Source organism: Pseudomonas sp. AMR01, assembly GCF_041946035.1.
Taxonomy (GTDB): domain Bacteria; phylum Pseudomonadota; class Gammaproteobacteria; order Pseudomonadales; family Pseudomonadaceae; genus Aquipseudomonas; species Aquipseudomonas antarctica_B.
This window is the reverse complement of sequence record NZ_JAUTYR010000002.1, coordinates 157,674-180,910: the sequence shown is the minus strand read 5'-3', so window position 1 is coordinate 180,910 and position 23,237 is coordinate 157,674. Positions and strand designations below refer to the sequence as shown.

The window sequence follows — 23,237 nt, the reverse complement described above, 5'->3', positions numbered from 1 at the left end:
GCCCTTGCACCAACAACACTGCTTTGACAGTTATCGAGAGGATCTCCCCCATGCTATGGAAAAAAGGCCGACGCAGCGACAACGTGGTAGATGCGCGAAATGACAGTGGCGGGGGCGGGGGCATGCGGTTTGGTGGTGGCAAGGGCCTGAGCCTTACGGCGATTGTGCTGATCGTCGGCATCGGCTGGCTGACCGGCCAGGACCCGATGCAGATCCTCGGCCAATTGACCGGCCAAGGGGAACAAGCGCCGTCGGTGAGTACGCAATCGCGCCAGGCGCCGCCAGCGAATGACCAACAGGCGGATTTTGTGCGCGCCATTCTGGGCGACACCGAAGACACCTGGGGCCAGGTCTTCAAGGAAAACGGGTTGGCGTACCAGAACCCGAAACTGATTCTTTTCCGAGGGCGTGTGAACTCCGCCTGCGGTGGCGCCAGCTCAGCCAGCGGCCCGTTCTATTGCCCGGCTGACCGGCAGGTATATCTGGACCTGGATTTCTTCCGGGAAATGTCCCAACGCTTCCAGGCCGCCGGCGATTTTGCCCAGGCTTATGTGATCGCCCACGAAGTCGGGCACCACGTGCAAACGTTGCTGGGCATCTCGGCCAAGATCCAGACCGCGCGCGAGCAAGGTCGGCCGATGCAAGGCGACGGCGGCCTGTTGGTGCGCCAGGAGCTGCAAGCCGACTGCTTCGCAGGCGTGTGGGCCAACCGTGCGCAAAAACGCCTGAACTGGCTGGAGCCCGGCGACATTGAAGAAGCGCTGAACGCGGCCAACGCCATCGGCGATGACCGTTTGCAGCAACAGGGTCAAGGGCGCGTCGTGCCGGACTCGTTTACCCACGGCACCTCGGCACAGCGGGTTCGCTGGTTCAAGACCGGCTTTGCGGGGGGCCAGATCAATCAATGCGACACCTTTAACTCCAAGAGTCTCTAAATGAATAAACGATTGGGTTTGCTGCTCGGCTTGATGATTACCTGTTCCACCACTTGGGCCGCCGAGAAAGAACATGGCGTCAAGGAAGTCAGCCCCGATCGTTTTCACCTGGATGGCGGCGACCTCAGCCTGGGCCTGAGCCAGGACTGGAGCAAGCCGCTGCCCCAAGTTACTCGCGCGTTGATCATCGTCCACGGCCGCCTGCGCAATGCGCAGACTTACCTGCAAAGCGGCGAAGATGCCGCCAAGCATGCTGGCCAGGCGGGCAATACGCTGGTGATCGCGCCGCAGTTTCTAAATCAGTCCGACGTGAAGCGCAACCACCTCGACAACGGCGTGCTGCGCTGGAATGGCAATGACTGGATGGCCGGCGATGCATCCACCGGGCCTGGCCAGATCAGCTCCTTCGGTGCCCTCGACCAGATCATCAAGCACCTGGGCAACCGCAAACTGTTCCCGGCGCTGAAAGAAATCGTGGTGGCCGGGCATTCCGGCGGTGGCCAGGTGGTGCAGCGTTTTGCGCTGACCGGCCATGATCACCCCATGCTGAAAACCGAAGGCATCAGCCTGCGCTATGTCGTTGCCAACCCGTCGTCCTATGCTTACTTCACGCCGCAGCGCCCGGTGAAGTTTGATGTCGCCAGTTGCCCAGGCTTCAACGACTGGAAATACGGCATGCAGCACCTGCCCGACTATGCAAAGGGCCAGAGCGCCCAGCAGCTTGAGCAAGCTTACGTTTCACGCGACGTGACCTACCTGCTGGGCCAGCAGGACACCGACCCGAACCACCCGGCGCTGGATAAAAGCTGCGAAGCCGAAACCCAGGGCCCGTATCGCCTGATTCGCGGGCACAACTATTTTGATTACCTCAAGGCGCGCCATCCGCAGTTGACGCACAAACTGGTGGAAGTGCCGGGGGTTGGGCATAACGGCGACGGGATGTTTACGTCGCCTGAAGGCGAGAAGGTACTGTTTGCGAAGTAGTCACTGAAAAAATGCGGTTAGAAATGTGGGAGCGGGCTTGCTCGCGAATGCGGTATGTCAGCAACAAATAAGCTGACTGATCCACCGCATTCGCGAGCAAGCCCGCTCCCACATTTGATCTTCATCGCTTGGGCTAAATCATTCGGCGCAAGGCCGCGCAATCCTGCGCATGCCAGTCCACCAACGCCGGCCACGGGTTTTCCGGCAGGTTCACTAACACTGTCCGCGCCCCCGCCGCCCGGCCGCAATCCAGGTCAAAGCGGTAATCGCCGACCATCACCATCTCGCTCGGCGAAACATCCCAGGCCGCAGCCAGCTTCAACAGGCCACCCGGGTCAGGCTTGGGCGGCGCATCTTCACGCCCCAACACGTCTTCAATCGCAAAGCAGTCCGCCAACCCAATCGCTTCCAGCGTGACATGCGCCAACTCCTGCGCATTGCGGGTCAAAATGCCCAGGCGATAACCGCGCCCGGCCAACTCGCGCACCAGTTCCACCGCACCCTCGGCCGCCACTGAAGCCAACGCCAGCTCGCGCTCATGCTCCAGTAACCAGGCGTGTTTTTCCGCCGCCACTTGCGCAGGCAACGCCGCCAGATGCGTGAGGATGTCGTCCTCGGGCGGAATCTCCAGCGCCACGCGAATCGCCGCAAAGTCATGCACGGCCACGGTCAGGGTGCCGTCCATGTCGAACACCCAATGCTTGATCTGCGTCAGGCTCATGCCCAATCCTCGCGATGGCGGATCAAGCCTTCCTGCGTCACCGAGGCCACCAGTTGCCCGGCGCGGTTGTACACGCTGCCCCGCGAAAACCCGCGGGAATTGCCGGCCCACGGGCTGTCCATGGCGTAAAGCAACCAGTCATCGGCGCGCAGGTCGGCGTGGAACCACAGCGCGTGGTCAAGGCTGGCGACCTGCATGTCTTTTTGCCAAACGGTCTTGCCATGGGGCAGCAAGGACGTGGTCAGCAAACCGAAGTCCGAGGCGTAGGCCAGCAAGTATTTATGCAGCGCTGGCGAGTCGGCCAAGGCGCCGTCGGCACGAAACCACACGTATTTGACCGGGTCCGAGGCCTGCGGGTTGAACGGGTCTTTCTCGGTGACCGGGCGTACTTCGATCGGCTTGGGGCACAGCAGCTTCTCGCGCATGTGCTCAGGAATCAGGTGCGCACGCTGCTGGGTCAGCTCCAGCTCCGACGGCAGGTTCTCCGGGCCCACCACCACCGGCATGGTGGTCTGGTGCTCGAAGCCTTCTTCGTCGTACTGGAACGAGGCGCTGCAGGTGAAAATCGGGTTGCCCTTCTGAATCGCCGTTACGCGGCGCGTGCTGAAACTGCCGCCGTCGCGCACGCGGTCCACCGAATACACCACCGGCAACGAGGCATCGCCTGGGCGCAAAAAATAGCCGTGCAGGGAATGCACGTGCCGCGCTTCTTCTACGGTCTGGCTGGCGGCCGACAACGACTGGCCTAGCACCTGGCCGCCGAACAACTGGCGAAAACCCAGGTCCTGGCTGCGGCCGCGAAAGAGGTTTTCCTCGATCGGCTCCAGTGTCAGCAAGTCCACCAGATCTTCCAATACTTGGCTCATAGAGCAACTCCTACAAACGGTGAGGCATTCCGGGCTGCTTATCCGTGCAGCGTGTCCAACCATTGGGCGCGGGTGATGCGGTACAAAACATGATGGCGCAGCGCGTCATCGGCTGCGACCTTGGGGTGTTCAAAATCTGCCTGCGGATCGTAATGCATACCGATGGCCTGCATGACTTTTTGTGATGGCAGATTGGTCTCGGTGGTAAAGGCAAGGACCTCATCCAGCTGCAAGCGATCGAAGCCGCAGCGCAATGCCGTCCACGCCGCCTCGCTGGCGTAACCCAAACCCCAATGCTCGCGGGCCAGGCGCCAGCCGATTTCCACTGCCGGGCTGAAGCCAGCCTCGAAATTGACGTTTTGCAGCCCGGTCAGGCCGATGAATTCGCCGGTGTCCTTGCGCTGCAACGCCCAGAAGCCAAAGCCATACTCAGCAAAGTGCCCGCGAATGCGGCCAATCAGCGCCGCGCTTTCCAGATGGCTCAGCTTGGCCGGGAAATAACGCATGACCTGCGCGTCGGTGCACATGCGCGCAAATTCCGGCAGGTCGCTGTCGCGCCATTGGCGCAGCACCAACCGTGCGCTTTCCAATTCCAGTATCGGCTCCATGGGGCCCCTCCCTTGCCATGTGCGTGAGTGTACAACGGGGGTAAGATGCGTCGCAGGTTCCCGTCAGAAAATCCCATGCCACTGCCCCTGATCTACCACGATGACTACAGCCCCGAGTTCCCGGCGGACCACCGCTTCCCCATGGACAAATTTCGCCTGTTGCGCGACCACCTGGTGGACAGCGGCCTGACCAAGGACAGCCAACTGCTGCGCCCCGAACTGTGCCCAAGCGAGATTCTGGCCCTGGCCCATGACACCGGGTATATCGAACGCTACATGAGTGGCGAGTTGTCCCGCGAAGACCAACGGCGCCTCGGCCTGCCGTGGAACGAGGCCTTGGCCCGACGCACCGTGCGCGCGGTCGGCGGCTCAATCCTCGCCGCCGAACAGGCGCTGGAACACGGCCTGGCCTGCCACCTGGCCGGCGGCACCCACCACGCGCACTACGATTACCCGGCGGGCTTTTGCATCTTCAATGACCTGGCGGTGATCAGCCATTACCTGCTGGCCAGCGGCCGGGTCAACCGCGTGCTGATCTTTGATTGTGACGTGCACCAGGGCGACGGCACCGCGCGCATCCTCCACGACACGCCGGATGCCATCACCGTGTCGCTGCACTGCGAAAAGAACTTCCCCGCGCGCAAGGCCCAAAGCGACTGGGACATCCCGCTGCCCATGGGCATGGGCGATGCCGACTACCTCCAAGTGGTCGACGACGCGCTCAACTACCTGCTGCCGCTGTATCAGCCCGACCTGGTGCTGTACGACGCCGGCGTGGATGTGCACAAGGACGACGCCCTCGGTTACCTCAAACTGACTGACGCTGGGGTTGCCGCCCGTGATGAAAGCGTGATGCGCCACTGCCTGGGCCGCGATATTCCGGTGATGGGCGTGATCGGCGGCGGCTACAGCAGAGACCGCCCTGCCCTGGCCCGCCGCCATGGCATCCTGCATCACAGTGCCCAGCGGGTGTGGACGTCATCAGGTTGTCATTGAGGTGTGAGCGTTACCCACAATGGCTGTGGAGCTGACTGTGGATAACTTGAGCGTAAGCCTCTGAAAGCACGCAAGCACTTGGGCTGCAGAAAACTGTACGTTTTTTGACCAGATACTTGTCCACAACCTTCGCCGGTGTGCTGGGCTGGGCGGCGGCAGGCGTGGGCATCATCACCTCGTTCGTGTTCCCGATCATCGAAGTGGTCAAGCGCGAGAAACAACAAGACCAATTCTTCGGCGCCCTGGTGCCGGTGCTCGACAAGTACGGCCTCACCGGCGGCCCGATCACCGACGCCGACCGCGCCGACGAGTACCCGCCAAACACCAACACCGGCTTTGCCTGACCCCGCCGGCTGCGCTCCCCCCGGTGGTGAGCTGGCTTGTAATGGCGAGCGGGCTTGTTGTGGTGAACGGGCCTGTTGTGGCGAGCGGGCTTGCCCCGCGTTGGGCTGCGTAGCAGCCCCAGTAAAGTCGCTGCGTTTCCTCAGAAAGAATGCGGTAGCAGTATTGGGGCTGCTACGCAGCCCAACGCGGGGCAAGCCCGCTCGCCACAACAAGCCTGCTAACCACAACAAGCTCGCTCACCACAACAGGCCCGTTCACCACAACAACCCTTTCCCCCCCACAACCGCGCGGCATCTCTTACAATGGGCGCCCTTTCTTTACACGCCAGGCCTGCTGATGTCCACCACTGCCCCTTCCCACGTCGCCATTATCGGCGGCGGCCCTGCCGGGCTGATGGCCGCCGAAGTCTTGAGCCAGGCGGGCGTGCGGGTAGACCTGTATGACGGCATGCCGTCGGTGGGCCGCAAGTTCCTACTGGCGGGCGTGGGCGGCATGAACATTACCCACTCCGAAGACTACCCGGCGTTTTTGTCACGCTATGCCGAGCGCGCACCGCACGTGGCGCCGCTGCTGCGAGCGTTTGGCGCCGAGGCGTTGTGTGAGTGGATTCATGGCTTGGGCATTCAGACCTTTGTCGGCACTTCCGGTCGGGTGTTTCCTACCGACATGAAAGCCGCCCCGCTGCTGCGCGCGTGGCTCAAACGCCTTCGCGATCAGGGCGTGGTTATCCACACCCGTCATCGCTGGATGGGCTGGGATGCTGACGGCGATTTACTTATCCACAGCCCGGACGGCGAGAAAGTTGTCCACAGCGACGCGGTGCTACTGGCGCTCGGTGGTGGCAGTTGGTCGCGTCTAGGTTCTGACGGCGCCTGGCTCAAGTTGCTGGAAGACAAAGGCGTGCCTTACGCCCCGCTGCAACCGAGCAACTGTGGTTTCGAGGTATCGGCCTGGACTGAATTGATGGTCAGCAAATTCGCCGGCGCGCCGTTGAAAAACGTTGCTATCGGGTTGGCGGATGACAAGCCCCGGCTGGGCGAATGCGTGGTCACCGCCAGCGGGATCGAAGGCAGCTTGATCTACGCGCTGTCGGCGCCGATTCGGGAAGCAATCAACCGCGACGGCTCGGCGACCGTGCATATCGACCTGCTGCCGAGCAAGCCGCTGGACAAGGTGCAAGCCGCCTTGGCCAAGCCCCGTGGGTCGCGGTCGATGAGCAAGCATTTGCACAGTCAATTGGGGCTGGATGGGGTGAAAGCCGCGCTGTTGCGTGAACTGGCGCCCGCTGAGCACTTCAATGACCCGGCGCAACTGGCGGTGGATATCAAGGCATTGCCGCTGACCCTGGTGAAAACCCGGCCGATGGATGAAGCGATCAGCACCGCCGGTGGCGTGCCGTTTGAAGCGCTGGATGAGCGGTTGATGCTCAAGCAACTGCCGGGGGTGTTTTGTGCCGGGGAGATGCTCGACTGGGAAGCGCCGACCGGCGGTTATTTGCTGACGGGGTGCTTTGCCAGTGGCAGAGCGGCTGGGCGGGGCGTGCTGGAGTGGCTGCAGCGCTGAGACTTTGGCGAATTCAGCGCCGCCTTCGCGAGCAAGCCCGCTCCCACATTTGACCGAGTTCCAAATTTGGAATGCAGTCAAATGTGGGAGCGGCGGTGCGACGATTCGACTTGCTCGCGAAGAGGCCATCAGCCTCGCCGAAAAATTACTTCTTCTTACGCGGGCCCGTATTAAACACCGGCACTTTGCGCACCGGCTTGATCGACGGCTCCGGCGGCGTCGCTTCCCCGCTGTCCACCCACTTGCCCAGGTTGCGCTTGCCGCCACCGCCCGACGTTTTAGGCTTTTTCGGTTTCTTCGGCTTCTTCACCACTTGCCCGCTGGCATCGGTGTCGGGCACGCGGTGTTCCGGTTCGAAATCCTGCTCCATCTGGCGGGTCAGGGTCTGACGCGTCAGCATCTCGATGGCCGAGAGCATGTTCACTTCGTCGGCGCACACCAGGGAAATCGCTTCACCGGTGTTGCCCGCGCGGCCCGTGCGGCCGATACGGTGGATGTAATCCTCGGCCACGATCGGCAGGTCGAAGTTGACCACCAGTGGCAGGTCTTCGATATCCAGGCCACGGGCCGCCACGTCGGTGGCCACCAGAATCTGCACATCACTGGACTTGAAACGGTCCAGCGCGCGTTGGCGGGTCGCCTGGGGTTTGTCGCCATGGATGCCGTCGGCATTGATGCCCAGGCCCTGCAACTTGTCCACCAGCGCATCAACGCCGTTACGGGTTTTGGCGAACACCAGCACCTGCTTCCAGCGGCCTTTGCGCATCAAGTGCACAAACAGCTCGGCCTTGCGCTTCTTGTCCACCGGCACAACCCACTGTTTAACCGTGTTGGCAGCCACGTTGCGCGGGCTGACTTCAATGCTCAGCGGGTCGTTGAGCATCTGCCCGGCGAGCAGGCGGATATCATCAGAGAAGGTCGCGGAGAACAGCAGGGTCTGGCGCTTCTTCGGCAGCATGCGATAAATGTTCGCCAGCTCCTCGGAGAAGCCCAGGTCGAGCATGCGGTCGGCTTCATCGAGCACCAGGGTTTGCAGCTGGTTGAGCTTCAGCGCGTTCTGGCGGAACAGGTCAATCAGGCGGCCCGGCGTGGCGACCAGAATGTCGACGCCCTTGCGCAGCTTCATCATCTGCGGGTTGATGCTCACGCCGCCGTACACCGCGTACGTGGTCAGCGGCAGGTGTTGCGCGTATTCGGCGACGCTGGCGTGAACCTGCTCGGCCAGCTCGCGGGTCGGGCACAGGATCAGCGCGCGTGCCGAGTTGGCGGCGACTTTCGGCCCTTCCATCGTCAGCAGTTGCAGCAGCGGCAGGGCGAAACCGGCAGTTTTGCCGGTGCCGGTCTGGGCCGCGGCCATCAGGTCGCGACCGGCCAGCACCGCCGGAATGGCTTGCGCCTGCACCGGCGTCGGGGTCTGGTAGCCAAGCGTCTCAAGGGCGCGCAGCAAGGGTTCGATCAGGCCAAGGGAGGCGAAAGTCATGTGTTTACCGTAGGAAAAATTCAGCGCAAAGCCGTAATGCGCCGCAGTTTACCTTATTTCCGGCTTCGGCTTGCGCCACTGGGGCAGGCTGATCAATAGCACCGCGCTGATGATCACCAGCATCGCCAGGGCTTCTTCCACGCCGATGGTTTCACCGACGAACACAATCCCCAGCAACACCGCCACCGCCGGGTTCACATAGGCATAGCTGGTCGCCGCCGCCGGGCGCACGTGCTTGAGCAAGTACATATAGGCATTGAAGGCGATGATCGAACCGAACACCGCCAGATAAGCCAACGCGAGCCAGCCCTCAATCGGCGGTATGGCGTGCAGGCGTTCACCGGTCAGCGCACTGCCGACCAACAGCAGGGCACCGGCGATCAGCATTTCCGCCGCGCTCGCCATGGCGCCCGCGGGCAGCGGCAAATGCCGGCTCCACACCGAGCCAAAGGCCCAGGAAGCGGCAGCAAACAGCAACAGCATCGCGCCAGTCGGGCTCGATTGCAGGTTGGAACCCATGTTGAGCATGGCAATGCCGATAATCCCCAGCACCACGCCTGCCCACTCCAACCGCGTATTACGCGCGCCCCAGAAATAACCGCACAACAACGTGAACAACGGCACCGTCGCCACCGCCAGCGCAGCCACACCCGAGGCCACGCCCGTGTGCTCGGCCACCGTCACCGCGCCATTGCCAAAGGTCAGCAGCAACACGCCAATCTTGGCCGCCGCCTTCCACTGCACCCACGTCGGCGCCGGCGCCCCGCGCCAGCGTAAATAGCCATACATCGCCGCGCCCGCCAGCAAAAAGCGAATCCCGCCGAGCATCAACGGCGGCCAGTATTCCACGCCAATGCGGATCACCAGGTAGGTAGACCCCCAAATCACATACAGCGCAAAAAAGGCGGCGATCAACGGTAAAGGGAAGCGACGTGGGCCAGGCATTGGGCAGCTCTACGGCAGGAAACGGGAGGTTTATTCTAGGAAAGCAGCCCGATAAACATAAGTTACAAAACCTGTTTAAAGCGCCCGTACACTTTTCAAAACATGGTTATGAAGGCTATAAACCGTGCTTTCGAAAGCCCTGCGCAATTGGAGCCTTATCATGGACAAATACGACCGCATGCTCCTCAGCGCCCTGCTCGAAGACGGCCGCGCGTCCTACGCGCAACTGGCCCGCACGGTAAACCTCTCCGCCCCCGCCGTGGCCGAACGCGTGACCAAGCTGGAAGCCAGTGGCGTCATCACCGGGTACCAGGCCAAGGTAGACATGTCCAAAGTGGGCTTGCCGATTCAGTGCGTGATTGAGCTGCGGCTGACCAACCATGGCAGCCAGAAAGTGTATGACGCACTGAGTGAAATTCCTGAACTGACAGAATGCCACCGCGTGACAGGCGACCCGTGCGTGATCATGCAAGCAGCGGTGGGCTCGATGCCGGAGTTGGAGAGCTTGATCAACCGGATTGCGAAGTTCGGGTTCAGCAAGACGTCGATTATTTTGTCGAGCGCGATAGAACGGCGGGTGCCGTTGGGGCAGTTGGAAGGCAATGGGAAAAATGGTGGTTGAACCAGCGCTATCGCCGGCAAGCCAGCTCCCACATTGACCGAGTCGTCAGGGCTGGATGCAGTCTACTGTGGGAGACGGCACCTTCACTGGATGAGGCGGCGAACCCGCAGCAGCGGGCGGTGATGCATTTGGTGGGGATGGCAAAGGAGGTAGTGGATCGGGCGTTGGAGTGTGTGCAGCCTCGATAGCCTGAAGGACGCCATTTTGTGGCGAATGGGCTGTTGTGGTGAGCGGGCTTGCCCCGCGTTGGGCTGCGCAGCGGCCCCAATCAGGGCGCCGCGTTCTTTCAGTCAGGACCGAGTGTCAGGTTTGGGGCTGCTGCGCAGCCCAACGCGGGGCAAGCCCGCTCGCCACAACTGGCGCTCTAGCCGCATGAGATGCGCGCGGGGGTTAGAACCCGCGATGTTTTTTCAGGTGTTCATTGATCTTCGCTGCTGGCACTTTCTGTAGGGCGCACAGCAGGTCGTGGGACAGCTCGCGCAAGCCGTGGGTGCCGCGCAGTTCCTGGGCCAGATGCGCCGTGAGGTTGGCGGCCATTTCGGCATCCGCCATCGCTCGGTGAGCCTTGCCGGTGTGGGGCAGTTGAGCGAAGGTGTTCAGGGTGCCGAGCTTGTGGTTGGGCGCCGACGGCATCAGGCGGCGCGCCAGCAGCAGCGAACAGGCGAATTTCTGCAGGCGGGTGCGGCGGATCTGGCTCAGTTCGTAATCCCAGAATCGTTGGTCGAACGCGGCGTTGTGCGCCAGCAGTGGCGTGGCGCCGACGAATTCATTCACTTCATTCATCACCCGCTCAGCAGGCGGCGCGCTGCGCAGCATGGCGTTGCTGATACCGGTGAGTTGTTCGATGAAGCCCGGCACGCGTACGCCTGCGTTCATCAGGCTCTGGTAGCGGTCCACAATTTGACCACGCTCAAGGATGACCACCGCGATTTCCGTGGCGCGGCAATAGCTGCTCGGGGTGATGCCGGTGGTTTCAAAGTCGATGACCGCTATACGTTCCAAACCTGTTCCAACTCCGTCTAACTGATTATTTGAGCAGCAACGCGCCTTCGATGGGCACGTAGCGGCTGGCGGCGCGTATCAGTGAATTGGCCGTCAGCCCCGGCACGCCGTAGGCCACGGCTTCAACGCCGTGCTTTTGGATGATGCGGTCGAGCAGCATATCGAAGTCACCGTCGCCGGAGGCCAGCACCACTTCGTCGACGTGGTCGGCGGCGTCCATGATGTCGAGGGTGATGCCCACGTCCCAGTCGCCTTTGGCCGAGCCGTCGGCACGCTGGATGTAGGGCTTGAGTTTTACCGTGAAGCCCAGGTTGCGCAGGATCTGCTGGAATTGCTGCTGCTTGCTGTCGCCACGGTCGATGGCATACGCGTACGCCTCGACGATCTGCCCGCGCGAGCTGATGTCAGCCCACAGGGCGGCGTAATTGAAGTGGCAGCCATACGCCTGGCGCACGGTGTAATAGAGGTTTTGTACATCGGCGAACACCGCAATTTTCTTCACCGCACTTCCCCATGGCTGCCGCTCGGGCCTCGGACGCGAAGGTCCGCAAAGGCGCCAGTATGCCAGCCATGAGAAAGTTTCAGCGAAAAATCAGCCCGGGGCGACGAAGCGCACCGGGCTTGAGGGGGTGTCAGACGAAGGTATCGTCGTCGCCGAACGAGGAGGAGTCGTCGGAATAGTCGCTGTCGGCGAAGCTGTCCGAGGCATTGTCGTTGCCCCAGCTGTCATTGCCGCCGGCAAACTTCTGGTCGTCATTGCCCCAGTTGCTGTTGCCGTTGTCGCTCGCAGGCGCTGGCTCTTCTCGGATGATTTCTTCCACCACTTGCGGCTGTTGCGAGTTGTGGTTGAACAGGCTGCTGATACCTTCGGCCAGCATCACACCACCGGCCACGCCGGCTGCGGTTTTCAGCGCACCGCCGAGGAAACCACTGCCAATCGGCGCGGCGGGTGCTTGCGGCGGCTGTTGATAGTTCTGCTGTGGCGCGCCGTAGTTTTGCTGTGGCGCAGGCTGGCCAAACTGAGGCCGAGCCGGTTCACGCCAGCCGCCACCCGATGAAGGGGGCGCGCTCTGTGTCGGTTGCGAATCGCGGGAGCCGCCGCCACCAAAGATGCTCGACAGGAAACCACCACTGCTCGGCGCCGGTTGCGCGGCCTGAGACTTGGCTTGTTGCAGTTCATCCTGCAATTGCTGGATTTGCTGCGCCTGCTGCTTGTTCTGCGCGTCGAGGCTTTTGATCGCGTGTTCCTGCACCAGGATCGACTGGGTCATGTAATACCCGGCCGCCGGTTGGCGAGTCATGTGCTCCTTGATCCGCGCTTCGGCCAGGGCGTCGCGGGGGGCTGAGTCCGTTTCGGCTTGTTGCAACCGTGAAAACAGTCCATCGATCAGGGTTTGCTCTTCGCTGTTCATGGCGACCTCGTTAGATTGCCGGTAAAAATCATGGTCCTGCCTGAGTTCAAGCAAGGTACGCCTTAGTTATGGGGATGTTACGAGACGTTTCAATGGTCTTTACGCAAGGTTTACGTTTGCGTGTGCCCGGCCATGATCGGTTAAAGTGTGGCCCTTGCTTTCAGGCCTGTGATCAAGCTGATGAATCCGTTAGACGTGCTGCGCGACTCCTTTCGTTTCACCCGAGGCAACCTGGGCGCCATCGTCCAGTTGTGCCTGCCGTTGGTGATCCTCGAAGCTCTGCTGCAACAGGTGCTCGACCACACGCTCGGGCCGGATGCCTTCCCCGGTTACAGCGTGGTGGTGGGGTTGCTGGTGTACCCGCTGTACACCGGCGCCTTGATCCTGTTTCTCGACGCGCGCACCCGTGGCGAGTCGCCAAGCACCAAGGATGTGTGGGCCATGGCCCTGGCGCTGTGGCCGCGTTTCGCGCTGCTGACGGCCATGAGCACCCTGCTGATTTTGCTTGGCCTGTCGCTGTATTTCCTGCCGGGGCTGTGGCTGATGGTGGTGTTGGCGTTTGCCGAGTACCTGCTGGTGTTGCGCGGCATGTCGGCGCTGGAGGCGATGAAGGAAAGTTTTCGCCTGACCCGTGGGCATTTCTGGCGGATCCTGGTGTGCCTGCTGTGCGTGATGACGCCGTTGTGGTTGCTCAAAGGCGTCAGCGTCGAAGTCTATCCAGACCCCGCGCCGTTGCTGGGTGTGTTGATCGACAGTGCCCACAGCTTTCTGCAACTGTTCACCAGCGTAGTCCTGTTCCGTTTATTCATGCTGATCGGTGGCGACGCCGACGCGCGGTGATATGCTCCGCGGCACCTTCCAAACGCTATAAGCCGAGCCGATGACCCGTTTATTGCGCATAACCGTGCTGAGCCTGTTGATGCTCGCCGCCGTGTTCACGGCCCTGGTCTACAGCCTGACCTGGCGCCCTGACGACAAACACGTCCTGCCCGTGCGCTGCGTCGCGCCCCGCGCGCCAACCTTGCTGCCAGGGCAGGCGCTCAAGGTCATGACCTGGAACGTGCAATACCTGGCCGGCAAGAACTACGTGTTCTGGTACGACACGGCCAATAGCAGCGGCCCGGACGACCGCCCCACCGTCGAAGACATGGCCGCCAGCCTGGATGAAGTGGCGCGGGTGATTCGCGATGAACAGCCCGACATCCTGTTGTTGCAGGAACTCGACGAAGGCGCCAAACCGTCCCACTACCAGGACCAGGTGGCTCTGCTTCAGGAGCGCCTGGTCGACCTCTACCCGTGCAGCGCCCAGGCCTTCGACTGGAAAGCCGACTTTGTGCCCAGCCTGCATATCTTCGGCAGCGTCGGCCGCAAGCTTGTGACCTTGAGCCGCTACCAGATCGAACACGCCGAGCGCCTGCAACTGCCGGTGTCCCCGGCGAATGTCATCAGCCGCCAATTCCAACCCAAACCGGCCTTGTTGCTGACCTACCTGCCATTGAGCGACGGCGGCCAATTGGCCGTGCTCAATACACGCCTGGATGGCGACATGCCAGGGCGTACGGCGGTGCAGGAGCAAGTAAAAGCCACGGTGAAGTTGCTGGATAAATTCGAAGGCCGTGGCACGCCCTGGCTGATTGGCGGAGATTTCAACCTGCTGCCGCTGGGGCAATTTTTGCGGTTGGACGCCGGTAAGCGCGGGCGGTATTCGCCGGACAGTGAGCTGCATTTGCTGTGGGATAAATACCCGATGATTCCGAGTAACAGTGAGTCCAGCGGGATTGATCGGGCGAAGTGGCTGACAAACTTCCCCAATGACCCGAGCCTGGATGGGCCGGATCGCACCTTGGATTACCTTTTCTACAGCCCACGCATCAAACGGGTAGAGGCCAAGGTGCGCCAGGAAGATACGTTGCGCATTTCCAATCACTTGCCCGTGATTGCGCGGTTTCTGTTGCCTGCAGCGCAATAAGTAACACCTCGGAACCCAATGTGGGAGCGGGCTTGCTCGCGAAGGCGGTGTGTCAGTCGACTCATGTATTGACTGACACACTGCCTTCGCGAGCAAGTCGAATCGTCGCACCGCCGCTCCCACATTTGATCTCCACAGGCCTTACTTACGGGGTTTGATCCGGGCGGTTGCTTCGGCAACTAAAGGATCATCCGGCCAGTAATGCTTCGGATACCTTCCCTTCAGATCCTTCTTCACCTCGGCGTACGTGCTGCGCCAGAAATTCGCCAAATCCTGCGTCACCTGCACCGGCCGCCGCGCCGGGGACAGCAGGTGCAGTTTCACCACCTGACGCCCACCGGCAATGCGCGGCGTGTCTGCCAGCCCGAACAGCTCCTGCAAACGCACCGCCAGAATCGGCGGCTGTTCGCTGTAATCCAGACGCACCGACGAACCCGAGGGCACTTTCACATGCTGCGGCGCCAGCTCATCCAGGCGCTGGGGCAGCGGCCACGGCAGCAGGTTGTGCAGGATGCTGGAAATATCCAGGTTGGAAAAATGGCTCAAGCGCGAGACTTTGCCCAGGTACGGCATCAGCCAGTGTTCGAGGCTGGCAAGCAGGGCGCTGTCGCTGATATCCGGCCACTCGCTGGTGTTGCCAGCATCCAGGTGGCGCAGCAGCATGACGCGGGATTGCCATTGGCGCAGTTCCGGCGTCCACGGCAATAACTCCAACCCTTTGCGCCGCACCAGGTTAACCAGCGCCTGGCTGCGCGCGGACTCGTCAAGGCCGGTCAGCGGCTCGCGGCTGAGCACCAGTTCGCCGACTTTGCGCTGGCGTTCAGCGCGCAACACGCCTTCGCGTTCGTCCCAATCCAGCTGGTCGACGTTGCGCACTTGCTCGGCCAACACCGTGTCGAACAGCGCCGGATCAAAGTCCGCCGCGAGGTAGATACGTTCTTCGCGCTGGCCCTGGCGGCTGCCGAGGTCGGCGATCACCAGCCAGGGTTGTTTCATCAGGCTGTCGGCTTCGGCGAACAGCGCGGCGCGCCCGTTGGCCAGGCGGTATTCGGCGCCACCGGGGCGGCGTTGCTGGGCGACGCGGTCCGGGTAGGCCAGCGCCAGCAAGGCGCCGAGCCAGCGTGGGTGGTCGGGGTCGGCCACGGGCTGCGTCGCCTTGCCTCTTAAATAGCCGCGATATTGCCGGGCGAGTTGCTTGGCGCGCTGCACGCCGCCTTGCGTTCCGCGCGCCCGCTCTTCGCCGCTGAGCAAGGCCAGACGGCTGTGCAGATCCGCGCCGCCGCCGCGCAAAATATCGCGCTCACCCAACAGCGCGGCAACATCACACGCGGTGGTTGCCAGCCCCAAGTCCTGCCCGCGCAATAGCAGATGGGCGATGCGCGGGTGCGCCGGCAGCTCGGCCATCTTCTGGCCGTGGGCGGTGAGTGTGTCGTTATTCAAGGCCCCCAGGCGCACCAGCAAATCCTGGGCCTGGGCGTAGGCGGCGCTCGGCGGCACATCCAGCCACACCAGCTGCGCAGGCGTAACGCCCCAACGCGACAGCTGCAAGGCCAGGCCTGCGAGGTCGGCCGCAAGAATTTCCGCGCTGCCATATGCGGCCAAACCTTCATGCTGGTCTTCGGACCACAGGCGATAACACACGCCCGGCTCAAGCCGCCCTGCCCGACCGGCGCGCTGGGTGGCACTGGCGCGGGAGATGCGCTGGGTGTCGAGGCGAGTCATGCCGCTGCCGGGGTCGAAACGCGGCACACGCGCCAGCCCGGCGTCGATCACCACACGCACGCCGTTGATGGTCAGGCTGGTCTCGGCGATGTTGGTGGCCAGCACCACTTTGCGTTTGCCGGCGGGCGCAGGGTCAATGGCGGCGCGCTGGGCGTTGAGATCGAGTTCGCCATGCAGTGGGCAGAGCAGCACCTGCGTGCGATCGCCGAGGGCATCGGCCAGTTGCTGGTTAACCCGACGAATCTCAGCCTGGCCCGGCAAAAACACCAGCACGCTGCCGGTTTCGTCGTGCAGCGCTTCGAGGATGGTTTGCACCACACGCGGCTCGATAAATTCACCGGCCTGATACGGCCGCCCCCAGCGCATCTGCACCGGGAACATGCGCCCTTCACTGCGCAGGATCGGCGCGTCGTTCAGCAACGCAGACAGGCGCTCGCCTTCGAGGGTGGCCGACATCAGCAGGATTTTCAGCGGTTGCTCGTCGCGAAACAGCTCGCGACCGTTGAGGCTCAGGGCCAGTGCGAGGTCGGCGTCGAGGCTGCGTTCGTGGAACTCGTCGAAGATCAGCAAGCCCACGCCGTCCAGCGCCGGGTCGTCCTGCAAGCGCCGCGTGAGGATGCCTTCGGTGACCACTTCAATGCGCGTGTTGGGGCCGACTTTGCTGTCCAGGCGAATGCGATAGCCGACGGTTTCGCCGACCTTTTCGCCCAGCTCGCTGGCCAGGCGTTCGGCCGCAGCGCGTGCAGCGAGGCGGCGCGGTTCGAGCATCAGGATGGTCTGCCCGGCCAGCCACGGCTCGTTCAACAGCGCGAGGGGCACGCGGGTGGTTTTACCGGCGCCGGGCGGCGCTTCCAGCACGGCTTCATGGCGAATCGCCAAGGCGTCACGCAGGGCGGGTAAAACATCATCAATCGGCAACGAATTCATACTGGCTCCAAAGCAGAGCGGCGAGTATAACGGCGAACTGCCGGATGCCGATGCTGGTCTCACAGGCGCCGCCCATTGACTGGGCAACACCATCACATGTGGGAGCGGGCTTGCTCGCGAATTCAGTCTGTCAGTTGATGAATATGTGACTGACAGACCGTATTCGCGAGCAAGCCCGCTCCCACATTGGATCTTCGTCGCTTATAGTCTCGTAATAATTGTTCAGGAGAGTCCCAATGCGTATCGCTTCCCGTGTCATCGGCGGTGTCCTCGCCGTCACCCTGCTGAGCCAATTGACGGCCTGCGGTTCGATTTTCTACCCCGACCGCCGTGGTCAGATCGACGGCAAGATCGACCCGGCCATCGCCGTGCTCGACGCCGTGGGCCTGCTGTTTTACGTGATCCCGGGCCTGATCGCGTTTGGCGTCGACTTCGCCACCGGCGCCATCTACTTCGAACCGGGCAAGACCGCCCAGGTCGCGCCGGAGAAACTTCACGAAGCCATCGGCTCCGACGGCAAGGTCGACACCGCCAAGCTGCAAAGCATCATTCAGAAAGAAACCGGCCGCACCTTGCCGCTGGACGACCCGCGCATGATCCAGTTCAAGGGCAGTGTGCAACAGCTCGCGTCCCTGGGCCTGCAACCCGCCGCCTAAGGACGTGAGCCGCCTATGACCAGCAGTCCCGAACACGCCAGGCTCTTGCGCCTGGCCACCCGCGCGTCGGTGGGCGTGGCCTGTGCGTTGATTATCACCAAGGCCATCGCCTGGTGGTTCAGCGGCTCGGTGAGCATGCTCGCCGGGTTGACCGACTCGCTACTTGATGGCGTGACCTCGCTGTTGAATTTGCTGGCGGTGCATTACGCGCTGCGCCCGGCCGATGACGACCACCGTTACGGGCATGGCAAGGCGGAGTCGCTGTCGGGCATGGCCCAGGCGCTGTTTATTGCGGGCAGTGCGGTGTTGATCGCGTTTCAGGCGTACCAGCGCTTGCAGCACCCGGAACCCGTGGGCGCGCCCTGGCTGAGCATCGGCGTGATTGTGTTTTCGCTGGTGATGACGGTGGCGCTGCTGATGCTGCAACACCGGGTAATCCGTGAAACCGGCTCCAATGCGGTGCGCGCGGACTCGCTGCATTACCGCTCGGACCTGATGCTCAACGGCAGCATCCTGGTGGCGCTGGTACTGGCCGGCTTTGGCTATCACCAGGTGGACGCCTGGTTTGGCCTGGGCATCGCCGCCTACATTTTGTGGAGCGCGATCCAGATCGCCCGGGAAAGCTTTGCGGTGTTGATGGATGAGGAACTGCCGCCGGACGTCAGCCAGCACATGCTGGAACTGGCGCGCGGGGTGCCGGGGGTGTTGGGTGCGCATGATTTGCGCACGCGGATTTCCGGCAGCCACTGGTTTGTGCAGCTGCACCTGGAATTGCCGGGGGAGTTGACGTTGTCAGTCGCCCACGGCATCAGCGATCAAGCCGCCGACGCCATTCACACCGCCTACCCGCGCGCCGAAGTGCTGGTGCACGCCGACCCGCGGGAAGTGGTGACGGGCAACAAACCCTAGCACTACTGCACCTCATACCCGCGACTGCTCAAGCAGTTGCCCTGGGCCTGGCGGTAGGTTTGCACCACCGCAGGGTCCGGGGCGTAGGTGACGGTGCGTGGGTCGAAGCCACTTTGTTGCACCGCCCAGCGATAACAGTCGTAGCCGTCCTGCTGCACCTGGGTCGGTGACTGGCCGTTGGCCGGATAGGCAACCACGTCATAGCCATTGCTCTGTGGTGCAGGTGCTGGCGCTTGCGCCGGCGGTTGCACCACCACGTACTGCTGGGAGGTGCTTTCGTAGGTGTAATAGGCGCCGGCTGCGACGAAAAACAGCGCACTGCCTACCCACACTTCCCGCGCGTAGTCCGGCAGGGTTTGTACGCGAATCCCATACGGCGGCGTCACCACCACATAACGCGGGCCTTGCGGGCGATACCAGTAGCCGCCGGAGTAGAAGTAATCCTGGCCACGGTACGGCACGCGGTAATTGCGGTCGGGGAAGCGGTCGACGATAAAACCGGGGCGATACTGCGGGCCTGGGCCCCAGCCATTGCCATGCCCATCGGGGCGGCCTGGCCAGCGGTTGTCGTTGGGGTGGCCATTGTTGAAGCCGCCACCCGGACGCGGGCCGGGGCCATTGCCACCTTGCCAATGCGGGTTGTCATCGTTGCGGCGCGGAATGTCTCGGTAATAACCCTGACGCGGTTCCTGAGTCTGGCGAACCGTGTCCGGGCGGCCCTGGATCGGCAGGTTATTCGAAGGCTGCTGCGCGGGCCGGGGCTGCTCGGCGCCTTGCGGGCGACCTTGCCACTGGCCATGGCCCTGCTGCTCGGCACGCTCGAAGTGCTGATTTTGCGGGCGTGGCTGATTATTCTGGGGGCGCGGCTGGTTGTTTTGTGGGCGCGGCTGCTCGTTGCCGGGCCGCCCACCTTCGGGCCCTCGTTCATGCTGACCACCGTTCTCGGAGCGCGGGTCATCGGCCATTACTTGCGTGCCGACGCTGATCATCAACAAACCTACACCTGCCATACGCCAGATGCGCTTCATGCTATTCCTCACTGCGGGTTTGGGCCTGGAATGTCGGGCCTCACGGTATAAGACTGGAAAAGCCTCACCCGGTTCTGAGACAGGTTATCAGTCACGAGAACAATTTTCTGAAGACAAAGAAAAAGGGGCGACCCGTCGGCCACCCCTTGAGAACTTCGTCCGTGCTCAACGCTTTTGACGTTGGCTCACCTCACGCCGTCTTGTGGACAGTGTGCAGCCTGGAGGCCGGCTCAACCCTGCTGGGGCGGCGGCCGCAGCGCACCTGATTCGGCGAGCTGCTGTGGACTGTTTGTCCAGGCGGTGATTCTGTTAATAAAGATACCCGCAGGCGCCCGACAGATGATTGCGAAGATTGCGTCAATAAACAGTGCTTGCGCAATTTTTAACCCTTCATGGATAATTCACCGCAATAGTTACGACAAAGGCCAACCCAATGAGCAAGCTTGACCGATACGACCTGAGTATTTTGGCGGAATTGCAGCGCGACGCGAGGATCTCCAACCAGGAGTTGGCCGAGCGTATCGGCCTGTCGCCTTCGCCCTGCTCGCGGCGGGTCAAGCAATTGGAAGACGATGGCTACATTGCGCGCCAGGTGGCACTGCTCGACCGCAAGATGCTCGGCTTGAGCCTGACGGCCTACGTGCTGATCGGCATGGACCGGCATACGCCTGAGCGTTTCGAGAATTTCGAAGCCGCCATCCGCACCCTGCCCCAAGTGCTGGAATGCAGTTTGGTGACGGGAATGGATGCGGACTATCAGTTGAAAGTGGTGGTGCCGGACATGGACCACTACCAGAAACTGCTGCTGGGGCATTTGACGCGCATTGAAGGCGTGACCAGCGTCAGGTCGAGTTTTGTGCTGAATCAGGTACTCAACAGCACCGAGTTGCCGCTGACTCACTTGCGCACCTGATCTCAAGCCCAATCCTGCCCTCAAGCCCAATCAAGATCCCCTGTGGGAGCGGGCTTGCTCGCGAATGCGGTCTGTCAGTTTATGAATGTGTGACGGGTCCACCGCCTTCGCGAGCAAGCCCGCTCCCACATTTGGATTGCACTTCGACTCAGGTCAATGTTGTGTCTGTAACGCTGCCTTATACTTCCCGCCTGCCCTGTCGGAAAAATCCCCCATGAACAACATCGACCCCGCCGTGTTTGAAGAATGGATGATGACGGGACTGGTCACTATCCTGATCATTTTCATGGGCTTTATCGTCTGGGACTTGGCGAAGAAATCCAAGGCGGGGCGCTTTGGTTCGTTCATCCTGTTTTTTGTGCTCGGGCTGGGCGTGGCCGCGTTCATCATCAAGAGCGTAGTGATCGGCCTGATCGAGTCCGGCGCGTTATAACCGCGCCGGTACTTCCTTCCATTGGCCTTGATCCAGGCCGTCAATTGACCACTCGCCAATGCGCACGCGCACCAAGCGCAGGGTCGGCAAGCCCACCGCCGCTGTCATGCGCCGCACCTGGCGGTTGCGCCCTTCACGAATCACCAATTCCAGCCAATGGGTCGGCACGCTTTTGCGAAACCGTACGGGCGGGTTGCGCGGCCATAACTGCGGCTCGTCCAGTTGCCGCGCTTCAGCGGGCAAGGTTTTGCCGTCATTCAGCTCAACGCCGTCGCGCAGGCGTTGCAGCTGCTCTTCGGTCGGTTCGCCTTCCACTTGCACCCAATAGGTTTTTGCCAGTTTGTGCTTGGGGTCGGCAATCCGCGCCTGCAACTGGCCGTCGTTGGTCAGCAGCAACAGGCCTTCGCTGTCACGGTCCAGACGGCCCGCCGGGTAGATGCCGGGGATGTCGATAAAATCCTTGAGCGTCGCGCGGCCGCCTTCGTCGCTGAATTGGGTCAGCACGTCGAAAGGTTTATTGAACAGCACCAGCTTCGCCTCGGCCGGTGGCGCCTTGGCGACACGACGGGAAGCGGCGTGTGGAGGTTTCACGCCAGGGCGGCGCGAATCGGGACGGGTGGGACGGGACATGGCGGAGGCAATCTAACGGTCAGGACCGACAATGCTAGTGGCCTGACCGTTAAATGACCATCCCAACCGCTTAGCGGAACGGCGGCTCGTCGAAACTGCGCAGTTTGCGCGAGTGCAGTGAGTTGAGTTCGGTGCGCAACAAATCCACCGCCTCGATGCCGATCTTCAAGTGCTGGCTGACCGCGCGCTCATAGAACGCGTTGGCCGAACCCGGCAGCTTGATTTCGCTGTGCAGCGGTTTGTCCGACACACACAACAAGGTGCCGTAAGGCACACGCAGACGGTAACCCTGGGCTGCGATGGTGCCGCTTTCCATATCCACGGCCACGGCGCGGGACAGGTTGATCAGCGGTCGCTCCTGGGCCCAACGCAACTCCCAGTTACGGTCGTCGTAAGTCAGCACAGTGCCGGTGCGCAGGCGTTTTTTCAGTTCTTCGCCTTTTTCGCCGGTGACGTTGGCCGCCGCTTGCTGCAAGGCCATCTGCACTTCGGCCAGGGCAGGAATCGGGATGTTCGGCGGTACCACGCGGTCGAGAATCCCGTCGCGGCGCATGTAGGCGTGAGCCAGTACGTAATCGCCGATGGTCTGGGATTGGCGCAGGCCGCCGCAGTGGCCGATCATCAACCAGCAATGCGGACGCAGCACGGCCAGGTGGTCGGTGATGTTCTTGGCGTTGGACGGGCCGACGCCGATGTTGACCAGGGTGACGCCGTGGCCGTCCGACGCCTGCAAGTGGTACGCCGGCATCTGATAGCGATGCCACACCACGCCGGCAGCAATGGCCGACGCTTCGCCGTGGTCCATGCTCTTTTCGATCACCACGTTGCCCGGCAGCACCATGCGAACAAACCGTGGGTCGCTGCGCAATTGCTCCAAGCCATGCACGATGAACTGGTCGACGTAGCGGTGGTAGTTGGTCAGCAGAATCCACGGCTGCACATGGCGCCAGTCGCTGCCGGTGTAGTGCACCAGGCGGCGCAGGGAGAAGTCCACGCGGGCCGCATCGAACAGCGCCAGCGGCAGCGGGTCGGTGTTTTCCCAATCGTAGAGGCCGTCGGCGATGCCATCGGTGGCCGCCGACAGGTCGGTGCTCGGGAACACACGGGCCAGGGTTGCGGCGGTTACGCCGGAGCCAGCCAGTTCGTCGCCCTGCTCCACCACGTACGGGTAAGGAATGTTTTGCTGGCTCACACCCACTTCCACCGTCACGGTGAAGTCGTGCATCAGCGGCACCAGTTGCTCCAGCAAATATTTACGGAACGCGGCGGGATGGGTGACGGTGACGCTGTAGGTCCCCGGCAATTGCACCTTGGCGTAGGCGCGGGTGGTCTGTGGGACTTCGCCCTGTACCAGGTAAGTAAGGCGCAGTTCCGGGTAGCGAAACATCGCGCGTTGTGCGGCGTCAGGCTCGACGCGGTCTTTGAGGTATTGCTTGAGGGCTTGGTTAAGTGCGCCGGTGGCGCGCTCATGCAGAGCCGCCAGCCGATCCACGGCCTCTTCGGCGGTTTGAACGACAACAAAAGCTTCGGTCACGGTAAGCATCCTGTGTTCTGACGTGCAGGCCGTTATC

The 23,237-nt window shown here is 62.2% G+C and carries 24 protein-coding genes and 1 pseudogene; 13 read left to right on the top strand and 12 right to left on the bottom strand.

Translation table 11 applies throughout. The annotated features are described in order from the left end of the window. The first annotated feature begins 50 nt into the window (after nt 1-50). Together Q7C20_RS02755 and Q7C20_RS02750 are read left to right on the top strand one after the other, a co-directional pair. A complete protein-coding gene (locus Q7C20_RS02755; RefSeq protein WP_375065177.1) occupies nt 51-935 on the top strand; it encodes a neutral zinc metallopeptidase in 885 nt (294 codons plus the stop codon). Continuing rightward, nucleotides 936-1,919 (top strand): alpha/beta hydrolase, encoded by a 984-nt coding sequence (locus tag Q7C20_RS02750; protein WP_375065175.1) that lies wholly within the window; start codon nt 936-938, stop codon nt 1,917-1,919. A 133-nt stretch (nt 1,920-2,052) separates the two neighbouring features. Here Q7C20_RS02750 and Q7C20_RS02745 read toward each other — a convergent pair whose 3' ends face one another. Genes Q7C20_RS02745 through Q7C20_RS02735 form a run of 3 tightly spaced genes read right to left on the bottom strand, consistent with a single transcriptional unit; the run spans nt 2,053 to nt 4,114 of the window. Beyond that, the gene (locus Q7C20_RS02745) at nt 2,053-2,640 is read right to left on the bottom strand and encodes an HAD family hydrolase (RefSeq protein ID WP_375065173.1); all 588 of its coding nucleotides are present in this window, start codon (nt 2,638-2,640) and stop codon (nt 2,053-2,055) included. Then, nucleotides 2,637-3,506, bottom strand: coding sequence for an acyl-CoA thioesterase II (tesB, locus tag Q7C20_RS02740; protein WP_348059166.1), 870 nt, complete (start codon nt 3,504-3,506; stop codon nt 2,637-2,639). Before tesB ends, Q7C20_RS02745 begins: the two co-directional genes overlap by 4 nt. Nucleotides 3,507-3,544: 38 nt before the next feature. Further along, nucleotides 3,545-4,114: a GNAT family N-acetyltransferase gene (locus Q7C20_RS02735; protein ID WP_375065170.1), complete on the bottom strand. Its 570-nt coding sequence runs from the start codon at nt 4,112-4,114 to the stop codon at nt 3,545-3,547. Nucleotides 4,115-4,189: 75 nt separating this feature from the next. On the opposite strand from Q7C20_RS02735, the gene Q7C20_RS02730 reads away from it, so the two are divergent. From Q7C20_RS02730 to Q7C20_RS02720, 3 genes are all read left to right on the top strand, one after another. Next, nucleotides 4,190-5,110, top strand: coding sequence for a histone deacetylase (locus Q7C20_RS02730; RefSeq protein WP_375065168.1), 921 nt, complete (start codon nt 4,190-4,192; stop codon nt 5,108-5,110). Nucleotides 5,111-5,226: 116 nt separating this feature from the next. Further along, entirely contained in the window at nt 5,227-5,454 is a 228-nt protein-coding gene (locus Q7C20_RS02725) for a hypothetical protein (protein WP_348059160.1), read from the top strand. Nucleotides 5,455-5,791: 337 nt separating this feature from the next. Beyond that, on the top strand, nt 5,792-7,018 hold the full coding sequence (locus tag Q7C20_RS02720; RefSeq protein ID WP_375065166.1) for a TIGR03862 family flavoprotein: 1,227 nt from the start codon (nt 5,792-5,794) through the stop codon (nt 7,016-7,018). 145 nt (nt 7,019-7,163) lie between these two features. Here Q7C20_RS02720 and Q7C20_RS02715 read toward each other — a convergent pair whose 3' ends face one another. Both Q7C20_RS02715 and yedA read right to left on the bottom strand, forming a co-directional pair. Beyond that, nucleotides 7,164-8,498, bottom strand: coding sequence for a DEAD/DEAH box helicase (locus Q7C20_RS02715; protein ID WP_348059156.1), 1,335 nt, complete (start codon nt 8,496-8,498; stop codon nt 7,164-7,166). Nucleotides 8,499-8,546: 48 nt separating this feature from the next. Next, on the bottom strand, nt 8,547-9,443 hold the full coding sequence (gene yedA, locus Q7C20_RS02710; protein ID WP_375065164.1) for a drug/metabolite exporter YedA: 897 nt from the start codon (nt 9,441-9,443) through the stop codon (nt 8,547-8,549). A 160-nt stretch (nt 9,444-9,603) separates the two neighbouring features. Here yedA and Q7C20_RS02705 point away from each other — a divergent pair, with 160 nt between their 5' ends. Continuing rightward, entirely contained in the window at nt 9,604-10,065 is a 462-nt protein-coding gene (locus Q7C20_RS02705) for an Lrp/AsnC family transcriptional regulator (RefSeq protein WP_375065162.1), read from the top strand. 98 nt (nt 10,066-10,163) lie between these two features. After that, nucleotides 10,164-10,253: pseudogene (locus Q7C20_RS02700) on the top strand (DUF3077 domain-containing protein); the annotation flags it as partial. Between the two features lie 202 nt (nt 10,254-10,455). Here Q7C20_RS02700 and Q7C20_RS02695 read toward each other — a convergent pair. The 3 genes from Q7C20_RS02695 to Q7C20_RS02685 form a co-directional block, all read right to left on the bottom strand. Continuing rightward, entirely contained in the window at nt 10,456-11,067 is a 612-nt protein-coding gene (locus Q7C20_RS02695) for a PolC-type DNA polymerase III (protein ID WP_375065160.1), read from the bottom strand. 25 nt (nt 11,068-11,092) lie between these two features. Continuing rightward, nucleotides 11,093-11,569 (bottom strand): NYN domain-containing protein, encoded by a 477-nt coding sequence (locus Q7C20_RS02690; protein WP_083356641.1) that lies wholly within the window; start codon nt 11,567-11,569, stop codon nt 11,093-11,095. A gap of 130 nt (nt 11,570-11,699) precedes the next feature. Beyond that, nucleotides 11,700-12,479 carry a DUF2076 domain-containing protein gene (locus Q7C20_RS02685; protein WP_375065158.1) on the bottom strand — a complete coding sequence of 260 codons (780 nt, stop codon included), beginning with the start codon at nt 12,477-12,479 and terminating at the stop codon, nt 11,700-11,702. A 180-nt stretch (nt 12,480-12,659) separates the two neighbouring features. Here Q7C20_RS02685 and Q7C20_RS02680 point away from each other — a divergent pair, with 180 nt between their 5' ends. Further along, nucleotides 12,660-13,319, top strand: coding sequence for a YciC family protein (locus tag Q7C20_RS02680; protein ID WP_375065156.1), 660 nt, complete (start codon nt 12,660-12,662; stop codon nt 13,317-13,319). A 40-nt stretch (nt 13,320-13,359) separates the two neighbouring features. Beyond that, a complete protein-coding gene (locus Q7C20_RS02675) occupies nt 13,360-14,448 on the top strand; it encodes an endonuclease/exonuclease/phosphatase family protein (RefSeq protein WP_375065154.1) in 1,089 nt (362 codons plus the stop codon). A 141-nt stretch (nt 14,449-14,589) separates the two neighbouring features. Here Q7C20_RS02675 and hrpB read toward each other — a convergent pair whose 3' ends face one another. Next, complete coding sequence (gene hrpB / locus Q7C20_RS02670; protein ID WP_375065152.1) at nt 14,590-17,097, bottom strand: ATP-dependent helicase HrpB; 2,508 nt, start codon at nt 17,095-17,097, stop codon at nt 14,590-14,592. A 236-nt stretch (nt 17,098-17,333) separates the two neighbouring features. Here hrpB and Q7C20_RS02665 point away from each other — a divergent pair, with 236 nt between their 5' ends. Then, nucleotides 17,334-17,753 (top strand): polyribonucleotide nucleotidyltransferase, encoded by a 420-nt coding sequence (locus tag Q7C20_RS02665; RefSeq protein WP_375065150.1) that lies wholly within the window; start codon nt 17,334-17,336, stop codon nt 17,751-17,753. 15 nt (nt 17,754-17,768) lie between these two features. Further along, entirely contained in the window at nt 17,769-18,662 is an 894-nt protein-coding gene (locus Q7C20_RS02660; RefSeq protein WP_348059138.1) for a cation diffusion facilitator family transporter, read from the top strand. 2 nt (nt 18,663-18,664) lie between these two features. Here the strand turns inward: Q7C20_RS02660 and Q7C20_RS02655 are convergent, their stop codons facing one another. Continuing rightward, entirely contained in the window at nt 18,665-19,690 is a 1,026-nt protein-coding gene (locus tag Q7C20_RS02655) for a DUF6515 family protein (RefSeq protein ID WP_375065148.1), read from the bottom strand. Nucleotides 19,691-20,123: 433 nt separating this feature from the next. Between Q7C20_RS02655 and Q7C20_RS02650 the strand changes: the two genes are divergently transcribed. Both Q7C20_RS02650 and Q7C20_RS02645 read left to right on the top strand, forming a co-directional pair. Further along, nucleotides 20,124-20,603 (top strand): Lrp/AsnC family transcriptional regulator, encoded by a 480-nt coding sequence (locus Q7C20_RS02650; RefSeq protein WP_003194418.1) that lies wholly within the window; start codon nt 20,124-20,126, stop codon nt 20,601-20,603. A gap of 223 nt (nt 20,604-20,826) precedes the next feature. After that, complete coding sequence (locus tag Q7C20_RS02645; RefSeq protein ID WP_007975837.1) at nt 20,827-21,036, top strand: DUF2788 domain-containing protein; 210 nt, start codon at nt 20,827-20,829, stop codon at nt 21,034-21,036. Here Q7C20_RS02645 and Q7C20_RS02640 read toward each other — a convergent pair. Together Q7C20_RS02640 and amn are read right to left on the bottom strand one after the other, a co-directional pair. Next, nucleotides 21,031-21,666, bottom strand: coding sequence for a pseudouridine synthase (locus Q7C20_RS02640; protein WP_375065144.1), 636 nt, complete (start codon nt 21,664-21,666; stop codon nt 21,031-21,033). The genes Q7C20_RS02645 and Q7C20_RS02640 overlap by 6 nt on opposite strands. Nucleotides 21,667-21,736: 70 nt before the next feature. Continuing rightward, nucleotides 21,737-23,209: an AMP nucleosidase gene (gene amn, locus Q7C20_RS02635; protein WP_375065142.1), complete on the bottom strand. Its 1,473-nt coding sequence runs from the start codon at nt 23,207-23,209 to the stop codon at nt 21,737-21,739. Nucleotides 23,210-23,237: the final 28 nt, after the last annotated feature.

Bases quoted from the DNA above. Each gene is read 5' to 3' on its own strand.
- Q7C20_RS02755 (WP_375065177.1), top strand. From the start codon at position 51: ATGCTATGGAAAAAAGGCCGACGCAGCGACAACGTGGTAGATGCGCGA.
- Q7C20_RS02750 (WP_375065175.1), top strand. From the start codon at position 936: ATGAATAAACGATTGGGTTTGCTGCTCGGCTTGATGATTACCTGTTCC.
- Q7C20_RS02745 (WP_375065173.1), bottom strand. From the start codon at position 2,640: ATGAGCCTGACGCAGATCAAGCATTGGGTGTTCGACATGGACGGCACC.
- tesB (WP_348059166.1), bottom strand. From the start codon at position 3,506: ATGAGCCAAGTATTGGAAGATCTGGTGGACTTGCTGACACTGGAGCCG.
- Q7C20_RS02735 (WP_375065170.1), bottom strand. From the start codon at position 4,114: ATGGAGCCGATACTGGAATTGGAAAGCGCACGGTTGGTGCTGCGCCAA.
- Q7C20_RS02730 (WP_375065168.1), top strand. From the start codon at position 4,190: ATGCCACTGCCCCTGATCTACCACGATGACTACAGCCCCGAGTTCCCG.
- Q7C20_RS02720 (WP_375065166.1), top strand. From the start codon at position 5,792: ATGTCCACCACTGCCCCTTCCCACGTCGCCATTATCGGCGGCGGCCCT.
- Q7C20_RS02715 (WP_348059156.1), bottom strand. From the start codon at position 8,498: ATGACTTTCGCCTCCCTTGGCCTGATCGAACCCTTGCTGCGCGCCCTT.
- yedA (WP_375065164.1), bottom strand. From the start codon at position 9,443: ATGCCTGGCCCACGTCGCTTCCCTTTACCGTTGATCGCCGCCTTTTTT.
- Q7C20_RS02705 (WP_375065162.1), top strand. From the start codon at position 9,604: ATGGACAAATACGACCGCATGCTCCTCAGCGCCCTGCTCGAAGACGGC.
- Q7C20_RS02685 (WP_375065158.1), bottom strand. From the start codon at position 12,479: ATGAACAGCGAAGAGCAAACCCTGATCGATGGACTGTTTTCACGGTTG.
- Q7C20_RS02680 (WP_375065156.1), top strand. From the start codon at position 12,660: ATGAATCCGTTAGACGTGCTGCGCGACTCCTTTCGTTTCACCCGAGGC.
- Q7C20_RS02675 (WP_375065154.1), top strand. From the start codon at position 13,360: ATGACCCGTTTATTGCGCATAACCGTGCTGAGCCTGTTGATGCTCGCC.
- hrpB (WP_375065152.1), bottom strand. From the start codon at position 17,097: ATGAATTCGTTGCCGATTGATGATGTTTTACCCGCCCTGCGTGACGCC.
- Q7C20_RS02665 (WP_375065150.1), top strand. From the start codon at position 17,334: ATGCGTATCGCTTCCCGTGTCATCGGCGGTGTCCTCGCCGTCACCCTG.
- Q7C20_RS02660 (WP_348059138.1), top strand. From the start codon at position 17,769: ATGACCAGCAGTCCCGAACACGCCAGGCTCTTGCGCCTGGCCACCCGC.
- Q7C20_RS02655 (WP_375065148.1), bottom strand. From the start codon at position 19,690: ATGAAGCGCATCTGGCGTATGGCAGGTGTAGGTTTGTTGATGATCAGC.
- Q7C20_RS02650 (WP_003194418.1), top strand. From the start codon at position 20,124: ATGAGCAAGCTTGACCGATACGACCTGAGTATTTTGGCGGAATTGCAG.
- Q7C20_RS02640 (WP_375065144.1), bottom strand. From the start codon at position 21,666: ATGTCCCGTCCCACCCGTCCCGATTCGCGCCGCCCTGGCGTGAAACCT.
- amn (WP_375065142.1), bottom strand. From the start codon at position 23,209: ATGCTTACCGTGACCGAAGCTTTTGTTGTCGTTCAAACCGCCGAAGAG.